Genomic DNA, 21,968 nt, shown 5'->3' with positions numbered 1-21,968 from the left:
ATGGTTGTGCAGCAGGAACAGCGTGACGACCGGCAGCACGAGGCCGAAGGTGCCCCACAACGCCGCCTGCCACAGGCAGTACCGCAGGTGGACGGTCATCGGCCGTCCTTGCCGCCGGACTCGAGCAGCAGGTACTCGCCGTCTTCCGCGCTGCCGGCGCCGATCTCGACGAAGCCGCACGCGGCATAGAACGCCAGCGCCGGCGCGTTGGCGCGCAGGCACTTGAGCCGGTAGTGCGTTGCCGGCCAGCCCGGTAGCGCGCGCAGCAGCACCCGGCCGATGCCGCGCCGGTGATGCGGCCGGTGCACGTACAGGTGATGGATGAAATGATCGGGCTCCCAGACCGACACGAAACCGGCGAGTTGCCCGCCGTCGTCCTCGGCGACCCGCAGCCGCTCGCCTTCCGTCTGGGCCTCGAAATCGGTCAACTGGAACGCGCCGGCCGGCTGCCAGACGAAGGTCTCCTGGCGCGAGCGCAGGAACAGCTCGCGCAGGGCCGGCATATCGGCGGCCACAGCGTCACGTACGGTAATCCTCATGATTCGCTTACCTCGCAGCGGTCGTGGTTGTCGGGCCAGTGCAGCTTGGCAGGCTCGCCATCACGTCGGCGACGAAACGTTCGGTGTCCCAGCCGCGGTCCACCGTCGCGCCCAGCCGTGTGATGACCGCGCGGCACGACGGCACGATCACCACCAACGGGTGATTGAAGCCGTCCATCATTATCAGGTCCTCCGGCAGCGACGGAAACCGGCGCGCGCCGTCGACGCCGGCGTTCAGCCACAGGTGCGCGCCGCGCCGGCCGTCGTGCCGCTCTGCCTGTGGCGTCGCCATGAACCGCACCCAGTCCGGATCGACGATGCGCGTGTCCCGTCTTTCGCGCCCTACCCGGCTCACGATCAGTTGCCAGCCATCCGATAACGGAAATACTGCTTGTCGACCCACTCGACGCCGTGCCGCCCGTCGCTCAGCATGTCGTTTCGCACCCGCACCGATCCGAACGGTTCGAACCCGAGCCGCAGGTAGAGCCGGTGCGCGGCGGCCGCATTGCCGTTGCTGCGCACGATGACGTCACGGTAGCCGGGCGCCGCCTCCTCGACACAGCGCCGCACCAGCGCTTCGCCGAGCCCGCGTGCGCGCCAGCTCGGCGCGACCGCCAGTTCCGCGATCGACAGCACGGGCCCGTCGCCGAGCGTCGAGCGCAGCGACGCCGGCAGTTTGCGGTCGTAGCACGAATCGGCCGACAGCAGGAAACCAGCCAGCGTGTCGCCGGTCACCCACAGATGGCAGCGCGCGGCATGCTCGCGGAACAGCCGGTAGATCCAGCCCCGTTCCGCGGCCTCGTCGAGATAGTGCCCGGCGTAGGCCCCGGTCGTGAAAGCCTCCATGTAAAGCGCGAGCACCTGTCGTTCCCATGCGTGGAACAGACCGATCCCGCCCGTGCGCATCTCGCATCCCGTCATCGCGCCCGCCTACCGGTCGAGCTGGTATGCCGTGCTCACCAGCAGCGACGAGCACAACGTGGCCAGCTTCGCGAGCGGTAGCCCGGCTGGATCGAACCCATGGTTCGGATAGAAATACTGGCCGAGCCCCTGCACTTGCCGCTCGATCACGATCACGCGGCGATCGCGCGGCGCCGTCTCGATGATCCGCTCGACGATCTCCGTCTTGTTCTCGATGTGGATCGACAGGATGACGATGTCGCACGCGCCGTAGTCGTAGGCCGCGCCATCCGCGTGGACCATCTCGATCGCGTCGCGGCGATAGCGCGCCGGATGCAGTGCGCACAGATGATCGACGAAACGCTCGCCGGTTCGTAGCGATTCCTCGCTGAGATCCAGCCCGACGATGCGCGCGCCGCTGAACGACTGCATGAACAGGAGCGAAAGCGGCATCCCGCCGGATCCGACCATCGCCACTGTCGAATCCGGGCACATGTCCGACAGGAACATCTCGGTCCGCGCGAGCAGCCGGTAAATCTCCGCGTAGTACTCCTTGATGATCAGGAGCAGCCCCTCGCTCGACGGCCCGGCGCGCAACACGTCGCTCATCTGCCGCTCGAAGCGGACCTCGTTGTCGAGCGACAGCGCCTGAAAGCGCTTCATGTATTCGCGCACCGTCGCGTCGCGCAGGAAGCGTTCCGTCTCGTGCGCATCGAGCACGGGAGACAGCAGGTAGTTGCGGATCAGCAGCGTCTTCGCGAAACAGGCGCGCAGATCGTGCCGGTCCGGCGACACGAACATCTCGTCTATCCAGCGATGAATCTGGGTCTTCACAAAGTCGATACGGTGCTGGGTATCGTTGGCCGCACAATGCGGCGCGAGCGGCAGGTTGGTCAGCATGTCGATGTCGATCCAATCTCGGGTTGTGGGGCGCCGGCGAGCCGGCGTCAGATCCATGCCTTCGGCAGCGCGGCGAGGCGTTCGCGCGCCATCGGGCGAGTCTGGCCGAATGGCGGGTGCGCTTTCTTCTGCAATGCGTGCGCGAGCATCGTCGGCATCCGGGCAAACAGGAACACCGGCGTGGCGAGCACGGCGGGCACGCCGAGTTCGAGCAGGATCGCCGCGGCGGCCGCATCGATATTCGGCGGCAGGCCGCGCACGTCCTGCATCGTGTCGCACACCGCCCGATACGCGTCGAACGCCGCCCCGCCGACACCCAGCCGCGCCGCGTGGTGCTCGAGCGCGGCGGGCCGCGGGTCGCGCTCGAGCAGCGGGTGGCCGAAACCCGGAATCCGGTCGCCCGCGCGCACACGCTCGGCGACGCAATCGCGAATCTCGGCGGACGTCTTGCCGACGAGACGCGCGAGAAAGCGCGTCGCGTCGCTGCAGGCGCCCACGTGCGCGGGGCCACTGCCCGTCAAGCCCGCGATCAGGTTCAAGTCGACGCTCGCGTAGGTGCTGGCCGAGAAGCGCGGCAGCGCGATGGTGGGCGCGACGAGGCCGAAGCCGCCGTGCAGCGCAACCAGCAGCACATCGAACAGGCTGGCCTGCGCGTCGCGGGACGCACCGCCGCCCAGGCAGTCCAGCACCGCCGCGCTGAAGCCACGCGTGGCGTCTGTCGCGGGCGTCCGGGCTGCCGTCCCGCAGGACGCCTCGCGCCACACCGACAGCAGGCGCGGCAATGCGGCGACGATGCCCAGGCCCGTCGCGATCTCGGCGCCCTGCCCGATATCGCGCAACGCTTCGGGCAACGCGACCGGCCGCGCGGGCGGCCCGTCGGCGAGCCCGGCCGCGACGGCCGCCGCGAGAAACACCTCGGGCCGGCGCTGGCGGCGCGCCAGCTGCGCGGCAAGCAGGCCATCCTCGGGCGTGCCGTCGTCAGTCAGCCGCGCCGCCAGCGCGCGATCGAGCGCGCGCGCGTCGGCGGCGTCCGGCATCCGGCCCGTGAGCACGTGCAGGATCGCGGCGGTGAAATCGACGGACTCGATCAGTTGCAGCAGATCGACGCCCCGCACGGTGAGCCGGTCGGGCGCGATCGACACCGCGTCGATCTCGCATTCGTCGCGCGCGGCGCGCGGCCGGACAGCCTCCCGCGCCGGCAGGTCATGGTCGAGTCGCATCGGCGGGCCTCGTTTACTGCCGCGCCGGCTTCGCGATCAGCACCTCGAAGCCGATCGCGAGCATCCCCGATCCCTTCGACACTTGCGCGTACTCGCCGATACCGGCTTCGCGCAGCTGCTCGATCGACTCCGCCACCGTGAACTTGCCGTCGAGATGGACCGGATGGACGTTCGCGGCCGCGCGCCGCTCGTTGAAGAACGCGAGCGCCTCTGGGTCGGGATCGCTGCAGGGCTCGTGAATCAGCGCGAAGCCGCCGGGTGCGAGCGTGCGGAAGATCTCGCGGTACGCGCCGACAGGATCGGCCCAGTGATGCACGACCGAGCGGCCTATCACCGCGACGAACGTCGCGTCGTCGAACGGCAGCGCGTGCACGTCGCCCGCGCGGATCTCGATGCGCTCGCGCAGCCCTTCCGCGCGTACGTTCTGCTCGGCGCGCTGCACCATGTCGTCGTAATAGTCGACCCCGACGAAGCCCAGCGGCGCGAGCGACGGGACGCGGGCCAGTTCGATCAGGGTACGCGCGGTGCCGGTGCCGACGTCGAGCAACCGGCCCGACGCGATGCGCCGCTGCGCGAGTTCGTGCTCGACGCGTTGCACGAGATTGCGGTTCCATTCGAGCGTGAACGCGTCGACGTAATGATCGTAGGTGTCGGCGTTGACTTCGGCGGGGGTGTTGGTACGCATGCAGGTCTCCAGTCGTGAGGTCGAGGGGTAAGGCAGCCGCGGATTCATCCGACGGCGTGGCGCGCGCCGGCCGGTGCGGCGGCGGGTGCCGCGCCGAGCCTGCGCATGAGCCGCAGGAAGATCGTCAGGTACACCGTCTGGCGCACGACGCTCACGCCCGCGAGCAGCGCGAACAGCTGCGCGAGCGCGAGATGATGCGTGACACCGAGATAGATCGCGCCCGGGGTGACGATCCAGGAAAAGAACAGGCCGAGCGCCATCGCGTACGCCGGGCGTTCGAGGATCTGGAAGCAGCCCGTCACGAGGTTCGTCAGCAGATAGCTGAAGACGAACAGCGGCACATAGTCGAGCAGCGCACTCGCGACGGCGATCACGCCGGCGTCGGATGCGAGAAAGCGCAGCGCGAGCGCGCGCAGCAGGAAGAACGCGATGCTGATCGCGGCCGTGAACAGCACACCCAGCAGCATCACCGATTGCAGCGCCGCGCGGGACGGCGCCCGGCTGCGCACGAGATGGCCGATCCGGATCATGAAGACCATGCTCAAGCCCTTGATCAGGATGAAGCCGATCGTCATCAGCTCGAAGCCGATGCCGTAGCCGCCGATCGCGCGCACGCCGTAGCGGGCGATCATCGAATAGACGGCTGTGTTCGCCAGGAAGGTCAGCGTCTCGAGCGCGGCCGACGGTACGAAGATGCGCAGCAGCCGGCGCTGCGTCGGCCATTCCACGCCGGGGCGCGGCAACGCGACCTGCTCGCGGCGCAGCCGGGGGCGGATGCATCCGATGCTCCAGCCGAGGTACAGGCTTTTGGTGATCCACGCGGTCAGCGCGAGGCCGAACAGCTGCAGCGTCGGATGCTGGCCGAACAGCCCGAACACGAGCAGCGGGTCGAGCAGGTTGTTGATCACGCCGCACACGATGCTGATGCGCGCGGGCGACTTGGTGTCGCCATACGTGCGCATCGCCGCCGAAAGCGTGGTGCTGAGCAGCGTGAGCGGGAAGCTGCCGATGACGAGCGCGTAGTAGCCGAACATGCGGTCGCCGTGGAACTGACCGCCGGAAATGAACATCATCAGCGGCGCCCGCGTGCCGATCAACGCCAGCACGACCAGCACGCCGATCCCGCCCGCGAACACCAGGCTTTGCACGAACAACCGGCCCTGGTCCTCACGGGGGGCCTTGGCGAACACCGCGACGAACGATTCCTCGAAGCTCTTGCTGAGGAGGAACATGAAGGTGACGACGCTGCCGTTGACGAGCGCGAGCAGCGCCATGTCCTCGGCCGGCAGGTCGCGGATCCAGCGATAGTCGAACAGCGTCATGCAATAGCCCGCGATCGACGACAGCACCATCGGATAGAGCATCAGCCAGGTCGCACGCACCTCGGCCGCGAACTGCCGTATGCGTTCGGCGCGCGACGCGCCCGACGCGACGGGCGTGGCGGTGGCGCGATCATCGGACATGAGCGTGCCTCTCGTCGATCAGGCGCGGCAGCTTCTGGCGCGCCGAGAAGCGCAACGCATCGCGGCCGAGCACGTCGAGGCGGCCCTCGCCCTTGTCGATGCACTCGCGCACGTCCTCGATCTCGAGCAGCGCGCCGGCGAGCCGTGGCGCGAGCGGTGCGAGTTCGTCGTCGGCCAGGTCGACCGCGACCTTCAGGCAATCGCGCCCCTGCGCGTCGGCGCCCAGGCGGAACTGGCAATCGAGCGGTCGGCCGGCGCACGCCGCGAGCCGATCGGCGAGCAGCGCGACGCTGACGAGATTGCCCGCGAACTTGAAGCGCTGGTCCGCGCGGCCCTGCAGCACGACGACGGACCCTGCCTCGCCGCACGCGCAGCGCACCGACGGTCCGATGCGCACGCGATCGCCGATCCGGTAGCGGAGCATCGCGAGGCCCGGGTTCGCGCGGCTCGTCACGAGCAACTGGCCGTCCTCCTCCTCGAGGAAGAACCAGTCGTCGAGCACGTGGTAATGCCCGTCATCGCAGTGCGGTGTGTGATAACCGAGAAAGCCCGTTTCGGTGGTGCCGTACAGTCCGAAGAATTCGGCATTGCGCCAGCAGCGCCGCACGATCTCGCGCTTGCGCGCGGAGAACGCCTCGCCCGTGTAGAGGATCTTCGTCACGTCGAGGTCGACGCCGTGCGCGTCGAGCAGCCGCAGGCATTGCAGCACACTCGTCGGCGTGCCGACCAGGACGTTGGGACGGGTGCGGCCGATCAGGTTCAGCATCGCGGGCAGATCGGCGCCGTAGGCGTCCAGCCGCCCGATCGGCAGCACGTTCGCACCGATCGCCTCCAGCAGCCGGTTCACGCCGTCGTACAGCGTGGAAAAGCCGCCGGCGGTGAACAGGTTCGCCACCCGGTCGGTCGGCGCGAACACCGTGCCCGCCAGCGCGTTCGCGAGCGCCCGGCCGTAGGTCGCATCGGGCCGCTTGCGCGATGTCGCGCTGAGCAGCAGCTTGGCTTCGCCGCTCGTGCCTGACGTGGTGTAGAACGTCGCGCCGGCGAGACCGTCGTGATCGAGGCGCTCCAGCACGCGCCGTTTCAGGTCGTCGGCGGTCTCGATCGCGACCTGCGCGCGGAACGCCGCGTAGCTGGCCACGCCCGCCGGCAGCAAGCGCGCATAGTGGGCATCGTACGAAAGCGCTTCGCTCACGGCGGAGGAATCGAAGCGGGTCGTGCGGTCGGACATCGTGGGCTCCAGGTTCAGGCGGCCGTCATGCGCTTTCGCGCAGGAGACGCAATGAGATCTTCCCCGTGCTGGTGACGGGAAGGTCGTCGACGAACCGCACGTCGGCGATACGCGGATACAACGGAAAGGCGGCCCGGTAGCGGCTCAGGATCCTCGCCTCGAAATCCACGTCCGTGCTGGCCGGCGACGGACGGGGCACGACGAACACGGTCAGCGCGCCAGTCTGCGGATCGGCGAGAAAATAGCTTTTCGCGATGTCGTCGAACGCATCGAAGTGCTGGTGCAGCAGGCTGACGTTGATGAGCCGGCCATTGCACTTGACCGTCTCGTCCTTGCGGCCGACCCAGAACACGATGCCGTCGTCGCGGCGGAACACGAGGTCGCCGGATTCGAGCGTCGTGAATCGCTGAAGACTGCCGTCGGGCAGCAGATAACCATGCATCGCGTACGGCGTGCGGTAATGCAGATGGCCGGTTTCGCCGGGCGCGCACGGCCGGCCCTGCGCGTCGACGATCGACAGTTCGATGCGTGGATCGATCGGGCGGCCCGGCGCGACGACGCCCTCGAAGCAGTACGAATCCAGCCGCGGCAGGTCGTCCGGCGTGAGCGGCAGCGCGAAGATCCGCGGCCCGGACTCCGTCTGGCCGAAGTTGTTCCAGACGCACGCACCGAGCGCGAGCAGGCGGCGCACCTGCGCCGCGTAGATGCGGTCGGACGCATTGAGCACGACGATCCCGTCGAAACGCACGCCGGGCGTCGCCTCGGCCAGCTCGCACACGCGCTCGGCAATGCTGCGGATCAGCGGCGCGAAGCGGATCCGGCCACTGCAGAGGTAACCGAGCACCTCGTGCGCGGTCAGCGACGCCCGTTCGAGCCAGACGGTCGCGCCGGCCAGCAAGCCGTTCATCAGCGTCGAGAAGCCGTACATGTAGTGCGTCGGGAACATGCACAGCACGCCGTCGCCGGGCTGCACGCCCAGATAGCGGCCGACCGCCAGCGCGTTCTCGACGAGTTGCGCCTCGTCGTAGACGACCAGCTTGGGCGCGCTCGTCGTGCCCGACGTCATGAAGACGATCTGCGCGCGCGGCGCGTCGGTGTCGGCCCACGCGTCGGCGTCGTGCCCCGTCTCTTCCGCATCGGCTGCCGCCGGATCGAGCACGACAACCGGCAGCCCGTCGCAGGCGATCGACCGGGTCGCGACCACCGCGAGTGCGTCGAGCCGGTATTGGCGCAGCGCGGCGGACAGCATCCTCGGGTCGCACAGGACGATCCGGCAGCCGAGCGTCGACGCGAGCAGCGTGAACAGGAAATAGTCGAACCCCGAGAATCCGACCGCGATCAGACGGCTGCGCCCGCGCAGCTGCGGTTCCAGGGCACCGAGCGCCCGCCGGGCGGCGCGCAGCCGCGCGCGCAGGTCCCCGGCGGTCAGGCTCGCGCCATGCAACATGATCCGCCAGCTCGCATCGCGGGCAAGCAGCGACGCGAACTTCATGCGGCCGCTCCTTCCAGCACGAGCGAGGCGGCGAGCCCGCCCATGCCGAACGAGTTCTTGAGCACGCGCCGCGCGTCGCTCGGCGTCGCCGTGCGCACCACGTTGACGGGACACTCCGGCGCCTGCTCGTCGAGATTGACGGTCGCGGGAATGAAGCGCTCACGCAGCCCGATCACGGTGTTCAGCACCTCCATCGCACCCGCCGTCGCGATCAGGTGGCCGTGCTGCGACTTGTTGGCGGTGACGGGCATCTCGGGCCGCATCGGGAAGATCGCGCGGATCGCCTCGGACTCGTGCTTGTCGTTGAGCACCGTCGACGTGCCGTGCGCGTTGACGTAGTCGATATCGGCTGGCGCGCATCCCGCGTCGTCCAGCGCACGCTGCATCGCGAGCCGCATCTCGAGCGACTGCAGGTGCGGAATCACGATGTGTTCGGCGGCCAGACTCGCACCATAGCCGGCAACGCGCGCGAGCGGCGTGTCGCCGCGGGCGCGCACGGCCGATTCGCGCTCGATCAGGAACAGCACCGCGCCTTCCGCGAGCACGAAGCCCGAGCGACGCACGTCGAACGGCCGCGAACGGTGCCGGGGGTCGAGGTTCAGGTCGGTCGAGATCACGTCGAGCGATTCGAGCCTCGCGAGGTTGAGCGGATTGACCTTGCCGGATACACCGCCGACGATGGCCGCGTCGACACGCCCCTGGCGCAGCGCGAGCATGCCCATCCCGATCGCCTGCAGCGACGCCGAGCACAGCCCCACATGCGCAAGCGCGCATCCGCTGAACGGGATGTGGCGATGGATCGCGCCGAACACGGAGGTCGCGTCGCCGCTCACGAATTCGCTCATGCGCATGTGCGACACGAGCACCTGGATCAGCGCGTCGCGCGATTTGTCGCCGTTGACCTTGTCGACGAGCTCGAGCGCGCTCTGCACGTCGGTAGCCGGCACGTCGACGCCGACCAGGCAGCCGATGCGTTCGGGCGCGTAGTCGCGCGCGACGAACGGCGCCTGCGCGAGCAGGCGCGCGGCGGCGAGATCGCCGTACAGCTGTTCGGCCGAGATCCGCCGCGCCGATGGCCAGCGCACCCGTTCGTTACCTTCCTCGGGTACGCCCGCATGCTGGGTCGTATAGGTCGAGCAATCGAACTTCTCGATCCTGCGAATGCCCGAGCGGCCTTCGCGCAGCGCGGCGTGGAGCGCGTCGTAGCTGCCGCCGAGCGGCGTGACGGCGCCGAATGCGCTGATCACGATTGCGTCCGATCGCGGCTTCATCGCCCCACCCCGCTCAGTTTGCGCACGAGGATCGCGCCGAGGCCCGACGACACGCCGATACCGTTGACCAGCACGGGCGCGCCGACGGGAATGGCCGGGTCCGCGATCGCCAGGACCAGGTCGATCAGGTTGTTCGCCCGCCCGGTGTAGCCGACGTGCGGCTTGTACGCGTGCATGACGGCATTCGGCCACGCGTTCTGCACGGCGTTGCGCTCGGCCTTGCCCAGCGAGGGTTCGCCGTTCTGGTACAGCACGACGTGCGGCACGCCGAGCGCGGCCTCGCCCGGAAAGCGGGCGAACAGCCTCGACCAGTCGCCGCTCGACACGGACGTATCGGGCTTGTACAGCGAATGGACGTCGAGTACCTGCGCGCAGGGCGCGCGCCCCTCGCGCGGCGCACCTTCGACGACCACGCCGACCGCCCCGAACGCCGGGATGATGCCGACCGGGTGCGACGCGGTGCGCAGCAGGCCCATCTTCTCGAACGCGCCGACGTTGTCGGGCGCCGTCATGTCGCCGACGGCCGCGATGATCGCCCGGTCGATCGCGCCGCCCTCGATCTGCCGGTGCGCCTCCTCGAGCGCACACAGGCTGGTCAGCGACATCCGCTGCAGCGGATAACCTTCGCCGCGCAGTTCGAACAGCTTCGAGATCTGGTACAGCGCGTTGGTGGTCAGCAGGCGCAGCATGTCGAGCGGATTCAGGTGCGCCTTGACCTCGCCGAAGTACCCGCAGCTATCGACACCGCGACGCTCGTGCAACGGCGCGAGCACGGCCATCGTCGCATCCTCGCCCTCGACGCCGGTGAACACCGCGAACCGCTCGCGCTCTTCGGCCGTGTAGGGCCGGCCGGCCGACGCCGCGTCGAACGCCTCGGCGGCGACTTGCAGCGCGAGACGCGAACTCGGATTCAGCAGCGAACGGTCCTCGCGTGCCATGCGCTGAACGAGCGGGAACGGCAAGTTGACGCGCGCATAGTCGCCGGGTTTCGCTGCCGGCGCGAGCGGTTCGCGCTCGGCAAAGTCGACGTCCAGCAGCGACGCGATGTCGGGAAAGGCGGCCGTCGCGATGCCGAGGCCGGTGATGTACGACATGGCAACTCCCCATTCACGTGAGTCGGGAATCGATCGGGTGCGAGACGCCGCGCCGCGCGGCGCGGCGTCCCTGCAATGCGGCGGGAAGGCCCCGGTCAGCTGAACTGCGCGATGCGGCGCTCGATGTAGTTCACCGAGAAGTGCTCGTAGAGGTCCTGCAGGCTGCATTTCTCGTGGCCGTTCCAGCTCATCACGTCGCACACCTGCTGCCAGCCGGCATCGGTCCATTCGGTGCCGGTGTGGTATTGCGGGTCGAGCAGCATCCGGTTGAACGGCCACAGGTTTTCGAGGCTGATGCGGTTGTCGACCTTGTCCTTGAGCTCGTAGCACAGGTCGACGTAATCGATCGAGCTCATGTTCAGTTCGCGGAACAGCGACGCGGAGTCGGCCACCTGCTCGGGACCGCTCAGATAGAGGATTTGCGCGACGATGTCCTTGATGTCTTCCTTCATGCTCCACTCTCCTTGAGTCACGGGGTCAGCCACTGATGTTTTCGCCATTGCCGAGATCGATCACGCTTCCGGTCGTTGCGAGCGAGCCGTTCGCGAGCAGAAGGACCGCGCGCGCAACCTGGTCGGGCTCGAGGATCTTCCGCATCGGAATCTGGCGATAGAACGCCGCCGCGTCCTGCGACGCCAGAAAGCGCTCGAACAGGTCGGAGCGCACGAATCCCGGCGCGACCGCGTTGACGCGCACGCCGAAGCGCGCCATCTCGAGCGCGAGGGTTTTCGTGAAACGCTCGATCGCCGCCTTCGACGCGCCGTACGCGCCGTTACCGACCTTCGGCTTGCGCGCGGCGATCGACGACACGTTGACGATCGCCCCGCGCCGGCGCGCCTGCATCCCTTCTCCGAACGCATGGCAAAACGCCATCGTCGCGCCGAGGTTGATCCGCAACGCTTCCCAGTAGCGGGAGAACGAGTCGCCGATCAGCATCGCGTCGTCGTTGATGCCCGCGTTGTTCACGAGCACGTCGACGGCCGCCTCCGCGTTCACGCGGTCGGCGAACGCCTGCACGGCTGCCCAGTCGCCGCCGTCGACGCGAAAGCCCCGCGCCGCGCCGTCGTATGTGCGCTCCAGCGTTTCGGCCAGCTCGGGATTCGATCGATAGGTGAAGTAGACGGCATGGCCGTCGGCGATCAGCGCATCGACGATCGCGCGCCCGATCCCGCGGGTGCCGCCCGTGACAATCGCAAGTTTCGTCATGCGTGGTGCTCCCAGCTGAGGATGCCGTCCATCACGCTTTGGCCGTCCGCATTGCGCAGCTCGACGTGCGCGGTGGTGCGCGCGCTGTCCTGTTGCAGGCGCCGCAGGCGCGCGCTCAGGCGCTCGCCCGGCCGTACCGGGCAGATGAAGCTGACCTTGCGCAGCGTGAGCGGCGGGTGCGGGCGGTCCGCCGCGAAACCGAGCGCGTCGAACAGCATCGCGATCGCGAGACTCAGGCTGAACGAGCCGGGCAGCACGGGAAATTGTTCGAAGTGCTCGTCGAAGAGCGGTGCGGCACTCGCCACGTCGATCACGCCGAAGTGTTCGCCGGCGATCGTGGCCGCCGGCGTCGCGGTGGCGGCCATCACGGCCGTTCTCCCGGTGCGGCGGACGCGGGCCGGCGAGCCGGCATCAGCGCGACGAACACGGTGCCCGACGCGACGGCCGGATACATGCCGGCGTCGGCGTCGCGCGCCGATACCTCGACGCGGTATCCATCGCCGTGTTTCGCGACGGTGCCGGCCAGCGCGAGCCGCGGATAGCCGTCGACGTGGCTCAGCGTCAGTTCACGCAGTTGCGCCGGCACCATCAGCGCCGGCTCGCCGTGCATCGCGCGCGCCGCCTTGACCGCGAACTGATGCAGCGCTTCGATGACAAGGAGCGCCGGTCGCGCGCTTGGCCAGTCGCGATACCGTCGCGGATCGGCGTCGCCCGCGAAGCGCGCGGGATCGGACGGATCGCGGATCACTCGACAAAGGGCAAGAAAGCCTGGCCGCGCCATCTCGCTCCCCCTCTCAAACCTGGTATGGCTCATTGTTATGCCTTGTTATATCTGTGTTTTGGCTTCCCGAACCCCGGCGACCGCTCTCACATCGGCCGGTGTCGTGCGAATCGACTGCTGATTGGCTGCGAGTGTATCGATTCGTCGTCGAAAGAAACGATCATGCGACCAATTGCAGAAACGGGCGACGAACCGCGCTTGGCGCCGATGGAATGCAACGCGGGTGCGCCCGCACCGCGCGCCGTGCCGGTGCGCGCAAGCGGGCGCGGCCGGCCGCCGCTCGTCGGGGAAGAATGCCGTTCGTCCGCGCGTTCCGCCATTCGTCGCACCGCGCAATACGGGGGAGCGGTTCCCGCTAAGGTGGCGACATCGATCAGATACCCCGGGAGGCGCCCGTGTTAGCGGCCAGCTTGAGTCATGTCACGAAAATCTATGGAACAGGCACGCTCGCCGTCGCGGCGGCCGACGATGCGTCGCTCGATATCGTCGCGAACCGCTTCACGGTGCTGTCCGGCCCTTCCGGCAGCGGCAAGACGACGTTGCTCAATCTGCTCGGCGGCATCGATCGCCCGACGCGCGGCGCCATCACGGTCGCGGGCCAGCGGATCGACGCGATGAACGAAAACGGGCTGGCGGATTTCCGCGCGCGCCACGTCGGGTTCGTCTTCCAGTCGTTCAACCTGCTGCCCGTGTTCAGCGCGTTCGAGAACGTCGAATATCCGCTGACCCTCCTCGGCGTCGCCCGCGCGCGACGACGCGAGCAGGCGCTCGCACTGCTCGACGCCGTCGGCATGGGTGACATGGCGCATCGCCGGCCCGGCCAGCTGTCGGGCGGCCAGCAGCAGCGCGTCGCGATCGCGCGCGCGCTCGTCACCGAGCCGGCGCTCGTGCTGGCCGACGAGCCGACGGCCAACCTCGACAGCGCGACGGGCGCGGCCATCATCGGGCTGATGCGCACGATGCAGCGCGAGCGGGCGACGTCGTTCGTCTTTTCGTCGCACGATCCGCAGGTGATCGCCGCCGCGGACGACGTCGCGATGATCCGCGACGGGCGCGTGGTCGAAGTTCGTTCCGTTGCGTCGCGCGAGGAGGCCTGCCAATGAGCCTCTGGGTTCTCGCCTTCCGCAACCTGTTGCGCAATCGCCGCCGCTCGTCGACGACGCTGCTCGCGATGATCGTCGGCCTGGCCGCGATCCTGCTGTTCGGCGGCTACGCGCGCGACATCAATTACGGACTCCAGACCAGCTACGTCCGCCAGGGCGGCCATCTGCAGATCCAGCACCGCGACTATTTCCTGTACGGCAGCGGCGACCCCGTTTCGTACGGGATCGGCGATTACGGCAAGGTCATCGATACCGTGCTCGGCGACCCGGAGCTGGCACGCAAGGTCACGGTCGTGACGCCGGTGCTGACGATCAACGGTATCGCCGGCAACTTCGCGGCGGGCGTCTCGCGCACCGTCTCGGGCAGCGGGATCGTCGTTGCCGACCAGAACCGGATGCGGCAGTGGAACGACTACGGTTTCGCCGACCGGCCGACGCCCGTCGCGCTGACCGGCAGCGCGCCGAACGCCGCCGTGATCGGCACCGGTGTCGCACGCGTGCTGCACCTTTGCGACGCGCTGCGGGTGCCCGGTTGCCGCGATCCGGCGGCCGCCGCCCCGGCCGACGCGTCGGACCTGCCCGACGACATCGCGTCGCTCGCGCGGGCCGAGACCGCCGCGAAGCCCGCGCGCCCCGCCGGCCTCGCCCGTCTCGAACTGCTGACGTCGAATGCGTACGGTGCGCCGAACGTCGCCGCACTGTCGGTGATCGCGGCGCAGAAGCAAGGCGTCAAGCAAATCGACGACATGTTCGTGCAGGTCCATCTGCCGCAGGCGCAGCAGCTCGTCTACGGCAGCGGCCCGAATGCGAAGGTGACGTCCGTCGTCGTGCAGCTCAGGCACACGGCCGACCTGCCGGCCGCGCGCGCGCGAATCCAGACGCTGCTGCGCACCCGGCTCGCCGGCGAGCCGCTCGAGGTGCTCGGCTTCGCGACGCTCAATCCGCAGTACGGCCAGGTCACCGGTATGTTCGGCGCAATCTTCGGTTTCATCGCGGTGCTGATCGCCACGATCGTGCTGTTTACGGTGGGCAACACCATGAACATGGCCGTGATGGAGCGCACGCACGAGATCGGCACGCTGCGCGCGCTCGGCCTGCGCGGCGCCGGCATTCGCCGCCTGTTCGTCTGCGAAGGCTGCCTGCTCGGCCTGTGCGGCGCGGTCGCAGGCACCCTCCTCGCACTCGCGGCGGGCTTCGCGATCAATCGCGCCGGCCTGCACTGGACGCCGCCCGGGCAGACCGATCCGGTCGCGCTGTCGGTGCGCGTGTGGGGCGAGTTCGGGATGATCGCGCGCTACGCGCTCGGCGTGACGATCGTCGCGACGTTCTCGGCCTGGCTGCCCGCGCGCCGCGCGGCGCGGCTGCCGATCGTCGACGCGCTGCGCTTCGCCTGACCGGGAGACCGACACCATGACATTGCCCATCCGGATCGCGCGCGCCGCCGCGCTGCTGCTGGCGCTCGCCGCCACCGCCGCCGCCGCGGACCCCGCGGCGCAACAGCTGCTCGCGCAAAGCGACGCCGTGCGCAACCCCGACAAGCCGTTCGGCCTGACGACGACCCTGCTCGAATTTCGCAATGGACAGCAGACCGACGCCGAGATCCTGAAGGTCTACTCGAAGGCGGACCCGGCGACCCGCCAGTTCCGCACGCTGGTGCAGTTCGTCGCCCCTGCCCGCGACGCGAACAAGCTGATGCTGAAGAGCGGCAACGATCTGTGGTTCTACGATCCGTCCAGCCAGGCCAGCGTGCGGATCTCGCCGCAGCAGCGTTTGCTCGGCCAGGCCGCGAACGGCGACGTCGTGACGGTCAACTGGGCGAACGACTACGACGCGTCGCTCGCCGGCGAGGAGGACGTGGCGGACGGCGAGCACCAGACCCGGCACTGCTACCGGCTGCACCTGACGGCGCGCGCACCGGATGTCACGTATCACGCGATCGACCTGTGGATCGCGAGCGACACGAAGCGGCCGGTCAAGGCGCGCTTTTTCGCGGCGAGCGGCAGCGTGCTGAAAATCGCCTACTACCGGCACTACCAGGACCAGTTGGGCGCGGCACGGCCGACGGAGACCGTGATCATCGACGGCCTCGATCCCGGCTGGGTCACGGTGATGCGCTACTCGGACTACGCGTGGCGCGACATTCCGGACGCGTGGCTGCAGCGCGCGTACCTGTCGCGCTTCAAGGCCGACTGAGCGATGGCGCGATCCCGGGTCGCGGCGCTGGTCTGCGCGGCCGGCCTCGCGGCCACGCAGCCCGCGCTCGCGGCGGGCGACGCGGACGGCGACGCGCTGCGGCTCGCCGACACGGCGACTGCCGCGCCCGTGGCCCCGAGCAATTGGCACGGCACGTTCGAGGCGGCCGTGGCGAACTACACGGCAGCGAGCCAGACCGGGCCCGTGACGCTCGACGACAACGCGCGCGTGTCGAATACGCTGTCGTACGACGGCACGTTCGGCAACTGGCGGGTGATCCTGTCGAATCGCTTCGATGCGGGATGGCGCGCGGGCACGTCGCAGTACAACGCGGTCGACACGCTGAAGCAGGCCTATGTGAGCTGGCAGGCAAGCCCGAACGCGATCGTAGACGTCGGCCGCGTCAACCTGCGCGAAGGCGTCGCGTCGGGCTTCAATCCGACGGACTTCTTCAAGGCCGGCGCGCTGCGCTCGGTGGTGTCTATCGACACCGAGAGCCTGCGCGAGAACCGCCTCGGCAGCGTGATGGCGCGCGGGCAGCTGCTGTGGAACGGCGGCTCGGTCACCGCGCTGGTGTCGCCGCGGCTCGACACGCACCGGAACGACGCGACCTTCAATCCCGACCTCGGCGCGACGAACGCGCGCACGCGCTACATGCTGAGCGGATCGCAGCGCCTGTTCGGCGACTTCGCGCCGCAGTGGCTGCTGTACGGCGGCGAAGGCATCGCGCCGCAGCTGGGCCTGAACGCCACCACGCTGATCGACAACGCGACGGTCGGGTTCCTCGAATACGCGATCGGCCGCGGCAGCGCGACCGCGGACTTCGCGCAGGCTTCGTCGTCATGGACCTCGAAGCTCGCGACGGGCGTCACCCATACCTTCGCGAACAAGCTGTCGCTGACACTCGAGTACGACTACGACGGCGCCAGCGCAAGCGCCGCCGCCTGGCGTGCGCTACAGGGCGACCCGTCGCGATACTGGCGCTATCGCGACACGGCGAGCGTCGCGCAGGAGCTGATGACGCGGCACTCGCTGTTCGTCTACGCGTCGATGCCCGACGTCTTCATCCAGCATCTGGCGCTGGCCGCGATGGCGCGCTACGACCTCGACGATCACAGCTATTTCACGTGGCTCGAGGCGCGCTATCACTGGCCGCGCACGGACTTCGCCGTGCAATGGCAGAGCAACCACGGCTCCGCGCGCAGCGTCTACGGCGGGCAGGCGCAAAGCGAGATCGTGCAGGGGATCGTGACGTTCTTCTTTTGAGCGGGTGGTGGCCGCGGCGATGCGCGGCCCGACGACGCCGGGGATCGAGGCCGACGGACAGGTTGCTTCATGGCGCGGAAAGCGAATCGCCCGGCGCAATGCGTCGGGCGCGGAAGAAGATCGCGGCGCGAGGGCCGCCCTCACAGGCGACCGTGCCGGTTCAGCGCCGGTTGCGCCGGTTCAGCGCGACTCGAACGCCGGTGCGGCGCCTTCGTCGGACGATCCGTTCGCATGACGGATGCAGCGCGTGACCACGTTGATCGCGCGTCCGAGCGGCATGCCGACGAGCAGGCCCCAGACCGCGAACGACAGGATCGCGAAGGTTCCGGTGGCGGCCCACGGCCGCGACGTGGCGATCGCGTAATGAATGAACGTCTCGGCGACGAAGGTCATGAGCAGCGTGACCAGCAGGCTCGCGTCGCCGGGCAGGCGCACGAGCATGCCTTCGGGCCCGGCCCGGAACTGCAGCCGCCAGCGGCGCGCGTGGAACCAGCCGCCCGTCGCGCCCAGCACGAGCGCGGCCAGCGCGGCCGCGTAGGCATCGCCCCCCGCCCGCGGAAACAGGTGGCCGAGGCTCGACAGGCCGAGCCCGACGAACACGATCGGAAACAGGATCGGACGTACGGGCCGGACTTCGCGCGCGAAGCAGCGCTTCACGCCGATATAGACGAGCACGCAGAACAACACGTAGATGTATGACGGGAGATGTTGCATGGGGTACCTGTTCGGAAGCGCCGCGCGCGGCGGATATGTCGACGACTATAGCGGCCGCAAGGTCCGCCTGCCGCGCTTTGCGATGAACGGCGGGAATCGGCCGATGAACGGCGCCTGCGTCCGGCGAATGTCCGTGCGGGGTCGCTTCGTCGTCGCGCCAGTCCACACGCGCTGCTGCATTGCAACAGCCCGACGGCGCGGCACATCCACGCCGGGCGCCTGCGCGAATCGAAGCCGTCGCGCAGGCGTCGCGGCCGATTGCCGGTGGTGACGCTGCCGCGAATTACGTTACCATCTCCGCTATCCGCACTCGCTCGCTGCCATGCAAAGCAGGCTCCTCCCATTCCTGTCGTCCGCGCCGCATGTTGGCCCCGCCCATCGCGGCCGATCGCTGCTGGGCCTCCTTGTTTTCAACACCGGTGTCGGACTGATCTTCTGGGCCACCCGCCGCAACGAGGCGCTGCTGCCGTACCTGGTCGTCGCGAACGGCATCGGTTTCAGCGCGATGCTGCTCAGCTTCGCCGCCGACAGGCTCGTGCGCGGCAAGCTGGCACTGGTGCCGAAGATCCTGATCGTCGCGCCTGCCAGCGTGTTCATCGGTTTCGAGATCGCGGCATCGACGATCGGGCACGTTCCGCACCTGATCGGACATGCGGGTATCAAGGTATGGCTGGCCTACGGTTCGTCGTTCGTTATCGCCGGTGCGGCCTGCGCATTCGTCTCGGTGTTCGTGCAGGCCGCGCGCATGCGCGCGTCGCTCGAAACGCAGCGGCGCGAGGCCGCCGAGGCGCGCCAGGCCGAAACGGCCGCGCGGCTCGCGCTGCTGCAGGCCCAGATCGAGCCGCATTTCCTGTTCAATACGCTGGCGAACGTGCAAAGCCTGATCGAACGCGATCCGACCCGCGCCACGACAATGCTCGACAGCCTGAACCGCTATCTGCGCGCGAGCCTGAGCCGGACGCGCGAGGCCACCTCCACCCTGGAGGAAGAGCTGGAACTGGTCGAGGCGCTGCTGAAGATCGCGACGATCCGGCTCGGCGAGGAACGCCTGCGCTATGCGATCGACGTGCCGGCCGCGCTGCGGGCGTTGCCGCTGTCGCCGCTCCTGCTGCAGCCCCTCGTCGAGAACGCGCTGCTGCACGGCATCGAGCCGTCGGTCGACGGCGGCGAAGTGCTCATTCGCGGCACGCGCAGCGGCGACCTGCTCGTCCTGAGCGTGAGCGACACGGGCGTGGGGCTCGGCAACAGCGGCACGAAGCTGCACGGCGGCGTGGGGCTCGCGAACGTTCGCGCGCGGATGATCAGTCTTTATGGCGAGCGCGGCCGCGTGTCGGTCGGCGCGAATGCCGACGCCATGCGGGGCGTGACCGCAACCTTGCAGATCCCGATCGCCTGATATGCCGACCGCCCTGATTGCCGACGACGAACCCAACCTGTCCGCGGAGCTTGCCGCGCGCCTCGCGCCGCTTTGGCCGGAACTCGAGATCGTCGGGATGCCCCGCAACGGCGTGGACGCACTCGCCGAGCTGAATGCGAAGCGCCCGGATTTCGCGTTCCTCGACATCCGGATGCCGGGTATCGACGGCCTGAAAATCGCGAGTCTCGTACCGCACGTGCACATCGTGTTCGTGACGTCCTATGACGAGTATGCGGTCCAGGCGTTCGACCAGTCGGCGATCGACTATTTGCTGAAACCGGTGACCGACGAGCGCCTGCTGCGCTGCATCGTCAAGCTGCAGCGCGGCGGCCCGGCGCCCGCAGACACCGCCCTGCTGGCGCACGCGCGCGAGCAGCGGGATGCCGCGCCGATCCGCTGGCTGACCGTGGGCCTCCGGGACACGACGCGGCTCGTGTCGGTGGACGAGGTGCTGTACTTCCAGGCCACGGACAAATATACGGAGGTCGTGACCGCGGGCGAGCGGCACGTGATCCGCACACCGCTCAAGGACATGCTGCAGCGGCTCGATTCCGAACGCTTCGCGCAGGTGCATCGCGGCGTCATCGTCGCCTATGCGGCCATCGATCACATCGAACGCGATCTGCTCGGCCGGCTGCGTATCCATTTGCGCGGGAACAACGACGTCCTGCCCGTCAGCCGCGCATGCGCGGGCCTCTTCAAGCAGATGTGACGCTCGGCGTCCCGTCTCGGCTCATGGCTGTCGCGGCAAACCGGCATGGCGACGTATTGCCGCGTGCAGAGAGGATCGCAAAGGATGGATGGCCTACGTTCACCCGTGACGGCGTCGAAGTGTGGAACTGCAGCGCGCGCGACGCCGCTGCGCACTTCGACGTTCAGTCCGCTCAGGAGGATCTGCCGATGAGCCAGCTTGTTCAGATTGCACCGGGCGTCGTGTTCTCAGCCGATGTACTGGGTGTCGAGTGGGCGCGCAAGTATCGGCAGACCAACGCACATGCGAGTTCGAGTGAGGATCCGGAACCCGAACACCAGTCGAGCCGAACTGCGCCGGAAAGCAACCCTGCGGCTCCGTCGAGCATGCCGGGCCAGATGTCGTTGTTGTAGGGCGCCATTCGGGCCCGACAGAACCGACGAGCGGGGCTTGGCAACTTGCATCATTGCTTGATCGCGATCTGATCAAAGCATGGTCATCGCAAGCATAGTTCCGACAGACATGACAAGCGTGCACGGGGTACCTTCCCGAAACAACCGAACACGCGGCTTTGCAAGTTCCAACGCCAAGTCTTTAAAGATCGCATTCCCAAAGCCTGGACCCAATGTTGATAACGCCCGGGCGCGACCGACACCCCGTTTACCCGCTATTGTAAGTGGGTGACCGTGTCCGGCGTTTCAGGCGGCGGTTCCACCCTTGATCGCCGCAAACACGGTTCCTGAGCACCACTCGCGCTCATTGTGAACGCCAACAGCTGCCCGAATTCAGAACGACTCACAACCAATACGACGGGTCGCCCCGACGCGTGGCGATCGTCATCGACCCCAAGGAAACAAGATGCCGACATTGCACGTGATGTTGAAGATGGCACTCTACGTTTCGCTGATCCTGGCCACGCCAGGGCCGACCAATACCCTGCTGCTGTCCTCGGGAATCAAGGTCGGCTTCCGGCAATCGTCGCCGCTCCTGGTTGCAGAGGCATCGGGCTATGGCTTCGCGATATCACTGTGGGGTTTCTTCCTGGCGACCTTCGCGGCCACGCGGCCGTGGCTTTACGATGTGCTGAAGCTGGGGAGCTCGGCCTATATCTTCTATCTCGCCCTGCAGCTATGGAAAAGACCGCATTTTGAAGACATCCAGGCGGGCCCCATCGGCTTTCGCGACATGTTCGTCGCGACGACCCTGAACCCGAAGGCGTTGTTGTTCGCCACTGCGATCTTTCCCCCGCAGGCGTTCGTATCGGTTCCGTTCTATCTCTGCTCGATCGCGGTCTTCACGGTGCTCGCCGTCACGATCGGTTCGATGTGGCTGACCATCGGCGGAGTCTTGACGGCGCGCCGGTCTCTGGCCGCACATACCGGAACGCTGCTTCGCGGTGCGTCGGTCGTGCTGTGGATGTTCGCGGGCACGCTGGTGTTTTCCGTACTCAACCGCTAGCGCCTGTCATGAACCTGTATTCATGCACGATCGCCTCGAAATAAACGCGGGGAGTAGATCAAGATCGCCGAAATACGCAAAGGTTGACATCTTTGTTTCGGAAGTAGTGACGACCTTGTTTCTTTCATGTTAATTCAGTCGTTCATTTCTAATTTTTATACAACAAATTCGTCTGCTCGCACGATAAAGATGAATAATCCAATTTCCGTTTTTAAAACAATCAAATAGCTTGTTTTGAAATACTCCGCCGATATTCTTCTAGATTAAGTATTCCTCTGGATCAGCTGATATTGATATGAAATTTTGCGAGGTATGCCATCGTTAACACTGCTATGGTGTATCGCAGA

24 protein-coding genes are annotated in these 21,968 nt (G+C 67.7%); 8 read left to right on the top strand and 16 right to left on the bottom strand.

Translation table 11 applies throughout. The features are described from left to right. Window positions 1–95: 95 nt before the first annotated feature. The 15 genes from ACN22W_RS33140 to ACN22W_RS33070 all read right to left on the bottom strand — a co-directional run bounded on the left by ACN22W_RS33140 (window position 96) and on the right by ACN22W_RS33070 (window position 12,779). A complete protein-coding gene (locus ACN22W_RS33140; protein WP_419690334.1) occupies window positions 96–539 on the bottom strand; it encodes an N-acetyltransferase family protein in 444 nt (147 codons plus the stop codon). 7 nt (window positions 540–546) lie between these two features. Further along, window positions 547–894 (bottom strand): hypothetical protein, encoded by a 348-nt coding sequence (locus tag ACN22W_RS33135; protein ID WP_419690333.1) that lies wholly within the window; start codon window positions 892–894, stop codon window positions 547–549. A 2-nt stretch (window positions 895–896) separates the two neighbouring features. Further along, a complete protein-coding gene (locus ACN22W_RS33130; protein ID WP_419690332.1) occupies window positions 897–1,460 on the bottom strand; it encodes a GNAT family N-acetyltransferase in 564 nt (187 codons plus the stop codon). Window positions 1,461–1,469: 9 nt separating this feature from the next. Beyond that, window positions 1,470–2,339 (bottom strand): SAM-dependent methyltransferase, encoded by an 870-nt coding sequence (locus ACN22W_RS33125; protein ID WP_419690331.1) that lies wholly within the window; start codon window positions 2,337–2,339, stop codon window positions 1,470–1,472. A 47-nt stretch (window positions 2,340–2,386) separates the two neighbouring features. Beyond that, window positions 2,387–3,559 (bottom strand): citrate/2-methylcitrate synthase, encoded by a 1,173-nt coding sequence (locus ACN22W_RS33120; protein ID WP_419690330.1) that lies wholly within the window; start codon window positions 3,557–3,559, stop codon window positions 2,387–2,389. A 13-nt stretch (window positions 3,560–3,572) separates the two neighbouring features. Further along, window positions 3,573–4,244: a class I SAM-dependent methyltransferase gene (locus ACN22W_RS33115; protein WP_419690329.1), complete on the bottom strand. Its 672-nt coding sequence runs from the start codon at window positions 4,242–4,244 to the stop codon at window positions 3,573–3,575. Window positions 4,245–4,288: 44 nt separating this feature from the next. Beyond that, entirely contained in the window at window positions 4,289–5,707 is a 1,419-nt protein-coding gene (locus tag ACN22W_RS33110) for an MATE family efflux transporter (protein ID WP_419690328.1), read from the bottom strand. After that, window positions 5,697–6,935: a hypothetical protein gene (locus ACN22W_RS33105; RefSeq protein WP_419690327.1), complete on the bottom strand. Its 1,239-nt coding sequence runs from the start codon at window positions 6,933–6,935 to the stop codon at window positions 5,697–5,699. Before ACN22W_RS33105 ends, ACN22W_RS33110 begins: the two co-directional genes overlap by 11 nt. Window positions 6,936–6,960: 25 nt before the next feature. Further along, a complete protein-coding gene (locus tag ACN22W_RS33100; protein WP_419690326.1) occupies window positions 6,961–8,427 on the bottom strand; it encodes an AMP-binding protein in 1,467 nt (488 codons plus the stop codon). Further along, the gene (locus ACN22W_RS33095) at window positions 8,424–9,698 is read right to left on the bottom strand and encodes a beta-ketoacyl-[acyl-carrier-protein] synthase family protein (RefSeq protein WP_343492014.1); all 1,275 of its coding nucleotides are present in this window, start codon (window positions 9,696–9,698) and stop codon (window positions 8,424–8,426) included. The genes ACN22W_RS33100 and ACN22W_RS33095 overlap by 4 nt, the downstream gene beginning before the upstream one ends. Next, entirely contained in the window at window positions 9,695–10,792 is a 1,098-nt protein-coding gene (locus tag ACN22W_RS33090) for a beta-ketoacyl synthase N-terminal-like domain-containing protein (RefSeq protein ID WP_129518054.1), read from the bottom strand. The genes ACN22W_RS33095 and ACN22W_RS33090 overlap by 4 nt, the downstream gene beginning before the upstream one ends. 95 nt (window positions 10,793–10,887) lie before the next feature. Continuing rightward, window positions 10,888–11,244, bottom strand: a complete 357-nt coding sequence (locus tag ACN22W_RS33085) for an acyl carrier protein (RefSeq protein WP_129518053.1) — start codon at window positions 11,242–11,244, stop codon at window positions 10,888–10,890. 25 nt (window positions 11,245–11,269) lie between these two features. Further along, complete coding sequence (locus ACN22W_RS33080; protein WP_129518052.1) at window positions 11,270–11,998, bottom strand: SDR family NAD(P)-dependent oxidoreductase; 729 nt, start codon at window positions 11,996–11,998, stop codon at window positions 11,270–11,272. After that, on the bottom strand, window positions 11,995–12,363 hold the full coding sequence (locus ACN22W_RS33075) for a hotdog fold domain-containing protein (protein ID WP_419690754.1): 369 nt from the start codon (window positions 12,361–12,363) through the stop codon (window positions 11,995–11,997). Before ACN22W_RS33075 ends, ACN22W_RS33080 begins: the two co-directional genes overlap by 4 nt. Next, window positions 12,363–12,779 carry a hypothetical protein gene (locus tag ACN22W_RS33070; protein ID WP_419690325.1) on the bottom strand — a complete coding sequence of 139 codons (417 nt, stop codon included), beginning with the start codon at window positions 12,777–12,779 and terminating at the stop codon, window positions 12,363–12,365. Before ACN22W_RS33070 ends, ACN22W_RS33075 begins: the two co-directional genes overlap by 1 nt. A gap of 395 nt (window positions 12,780–13,174) precedes the next feature. Between ACN22W_RS33070 and ACN22W_RS33065 the strand changes: the two genes are divergently transcribed. The 4 genes from ACN22W_RS33065 to ACN22W_RS33050 are packed head-to-tail and all read left to right on the top strand — an operon-like array spanning window position 13,175 to window position 17,341. Then, the gene (locus ACN22W_RS33065) at window positions 13,175–13,882 is read left to right on the top strand and encodes an ABC transporter ATP-binding protein (RefSeq protein ID WP_419690324.1); all 708 of its coding nucleotides are present in this window, start codon (window positions 13,175–13,177) and stop codon (window positions 13,880–13,882) included. Beyond that, window positions 13,879–15,276, top strand: a complete 1,398-nt coding sequence (locus tag ACN22W_RS33060) for an ABC transporter permease (RefSeq protein WP_419690323.1) — start codon at window positions 13,879–13,881, stop codon at window positions 15,274–15,276. Before ACN22W_RS33065 ends, ACN22W_RS33060 begins: the two co-directional genes overlap by 4 nt. A gap of 16 nt (window positions 15,277–15,292) precedes the next feature. Then, a complete protein-coding gene (locus ACN22W_RS33055) occupies window positions 15,293–16,075 on the top strand; it encodes an outer membrane lipoprotein-sorting protein (protein ID WP_048252045.1) in 783 nt (260 codons plus the stop codon). Between the two features lie 3 nt (window positions 16,076–16,078). Beyond that, complete coding sequence (locus ACN22W_RS33050) at window positions 16,079–17,341, top strand: hypothetical protein (RefSeq protein ID WP_419690322.1); 1,263 nt, start codon at window positions 16,079–16,081, stop codon at window positions 17,339–17,341. 180 nt (window positions 17,342–17,521) lie between these two features. Here ACN22W_RS33050 and ACN22W_RS33045 read toward each other — a convergent pair whose 3' ends face one another. Then, a complete protein-coding gene (locus ACN22W_RS33045) occupies window positions 17,522–18,055 on the bottom strand; it encodes a hypothetical protein (protein WP_419690321.1) in 534 nt (177 codons plus the stop codon). 322 nt (window positions 18,056–18,377) lie between these two features. On the opposite strand from ACN22W_RS33045, the gene ACN22W_RS33040 reads away from it, so the two are divergent. The 4 genes from ACN22W_RS33040 to ACN22W_RS33025 all read left to right on the top strand — a co-directional run bounded on the left by ACN22W_RS33040 (window position 18,378) and on the right by ACN22W_RS33025 (window position 21,621). Then, window positions 18,378–19,451, top strand: a complete 1,074-nt coding sequence (locus ACN22W_RS33040) for a sensor histidine kinase (RefSeq protein ID WP_193102794.1) — start codon at window positions 18,378–18,380, stop codon at window positions 19,449–19,451. A 1-nt stretch (window position 19,452) separates the two neighbouring features. Then, entirely contained in the window at window positions 19,453–20,184 is a 732-nt protein-coding gene (locus ACN22W_RS33035; RefSeq protein WP_419690320.1) for a LytR/AlgR family response regulator transcription factor, read from the top strand. Window positions 20,185–20,372: 188 nt separating this feature from the next. Then, complete coding sequence (locus ACN22W_RS33030; protein ID WP_419690319.1) at window positions 20,373–20,576, top strand: hypothetical protein; 204 nt, start codon at window positions 20,373–20,375, stop codon at window positions 20,574–20,576. Between the two features lie 445 nt (window positions 20,577–21,021). Further along, the gene (locus tag ACN22W_RS33025; RefSeq protein WP_419690318.1) at window positions 21,022–21,621 is read left to right on the top strand and encodes a LysE family translocator; all 600 of its coding nucleotides are present in this window, start codon (window positions 21,022–21,024) and stop codon (window positions 21,619–21,621) included. Window positions 21,622–21,968 lie beyond the last annotated feature (347 nt).

The organism is Burkholderia theae, from assembly GCF_048565265.1.
Classification (GTDB): domain Bacteria; phylum Pseudomonadota; class Gammaproteobacteria; order Burkholderiales; family Burkholderiaceae; genus Burkholderia; species Burkholderia theae.
This window is presented reverse-complemented; position numbering and strand designations above follow the sequence as displayed.

What these genes read in the sequence shown, in the direction of transcription:
- ACN22W_RS33140 (WP_419690334.1), bottom strand. Translation starts at nt 539, where the DNA reads ATGAGGATTACCGTACGTGACGCTGTGGCCGCCGATATGCCGGCCCTG.
- ACN22W_RS33130 (WP_419690332.1), bottom strand. Translation starts at nt 1,460, where the DNA reads ATGACGGGATGCGAGATGCGCACGGGCGGGATCGGTCTGTTCCACGCA.
- ACN22W_RS33125 (WP_419690331.1), bottom strand. Translation starts at nt 2,339, where the DNA reads ATGCTGACCAACCTGCCGCTCGCGCCGCATTGTGCGGCCAACGATACC.
- ACN22W_RS33120 (WP_419690330.1), bottom strand. Translation starts at nt 3,559, where the DNA reads ATGCGACTCGACCATGACCTGCCGGCGCGGGAGGCTGTCCGGCCGCGC.
- ACN22W_RS33115 (WP_419690329.1), bottom strand. Translation starts at nt 4,244, where the DNA reads ATGCGTACCAACACCCCCGCCGAAGTCAACGCCGACACCTACGATCAT.
- ACN22W_RS33110 (WP_419690328.1), bottom strand. Translation starts at nt 5,707, where the DNA reads ATGTCCGATGATCGCGCCACCGCCACGCCCGTCGCGTCGGGCGCGTCG.
- ACN22W_RS33105 (WP_419690327.1), bottom strand. Translation starts at nt 6,935, where the DNA reads ATGTCCGACCGCACGACCCGCTTCGATTCCTCCGCCGTGAGCGAAGCG.
- ACN22W_RS33100 (WP_419690326.1), bottom strand. Translation starts at nt 8,427, where the DNA reads ATGAAGTTCGCGTCGCTGCTTGCCCGCGATGCGAGCTGGCGGATCATG.
- ACN22W_RS33095 (WP_343492014.1), bottom strand. Translation starts at nt 9,698, where the DNA reads ATGAAGCCGCGATCGGACGCAATCGTGATCAGCGCATTCGGCGCCGTC.
- ACN22W_RS33090 (WP_129518054.1), bottom strand. Translation starts at nt 10,792, where the DNA reads ATGTCGTACATCACCGGCCTCGGCATCGCGACGGCCGCCTTTCCCGAC.
- ACN22W_RS33085 (WP_129518053.1), bottom strand. Translation starts at nt 11,244, where the DNA reads ATGAAGGAAGACATCAAGGACATCGTCGCGCAAATCCTCTATCTGAGC.
- ACN22W_RS33080 (WP_129518052.1), bottom strand. Translation starts at nt 11,998, where the DNA reads ATGACGAAACTTGCGATTGTCACGGGCGGCACCCGCGGGATCGGGCGC.
- ACN22W_RS33075 (WP_419690754.1), bottom strand. Translation starts at nt 12,363, where the DNA reads ATGGCCGCCACCGCGACGCCGGCGGCCACGATCGCCGGCGAACACTTC.
- ACN22W_RS33070 (WP_419690325.1), bottom strand. Translation starts at nt 12,779, where the DNA reads ATGGCGCGGCCAGGCTTTCTTGCCCTTTGTCGAGTGATCCGCGATCCG.
- ACN22W_RS33060 (WP_419690323.1), top strand. Translation starts at nt 13,879, where the DNA reads ATGAGCCTCTGGGTTCTCGCCTTCCGCAACCTGTTGCGCAATCGCCGC.
- ACN22W_RS33055 (WP_048252045.1), top strand. Translation starts at nt 15,293, where the DNA reads ATGACATTGCCCATCCGGATCGCGCGCGCCGCCGCGCTGCTGCTGGCG.
- ACN22W_RS33050 (WP_419690322.1), top strand. Translation starts at nt 16,079, where the DNA reads ATGGCGCGATCCCGGGTCGCGGCGCTGGTCTGCGCGGCCGGCCTCGCG.
- ACN22W_RS33045 (WP_419690321.1), bottom strand. Translation starts at nt 18,055, where the DNA reads ATGCAACATCTCCCGTCATACATCTACGTGTTGTTCTGCGTGCTCGTC.
- ACN22W_RS33040 (WP_193102794.1), top strand. Translation starts at nt 18,378, where the DNA reads ATGCAAAGCAGGCTCCTCCCATTCCTGTCGTCCGCGCCGCATGTTGGC.
- ACN22W_RS33035 (WP_419690320.1), top strand. Translation starts at nt 19,453, where the DNA reads ATGCCGACCGCCCTGATTGCCGACGACGAACCCAACCTGTCCGCGGAG.
- ACN22W_RS33030 (WP_419690319.1), top strand. Translation starts at nt 20,373, where the DNA reads ATGAGCCAGCTTGTTCAGATTGCACCGGGCGTCGTGTTCTCAGCCGAT.
- ACN22W_RS33025 (WP_419690318.1), top strand. Translation starts at nt 21,022, where the DNA reads ATGCCGACATTGCACGTGATGTTGAAGATGGCACTCTACGTTTCGCTG.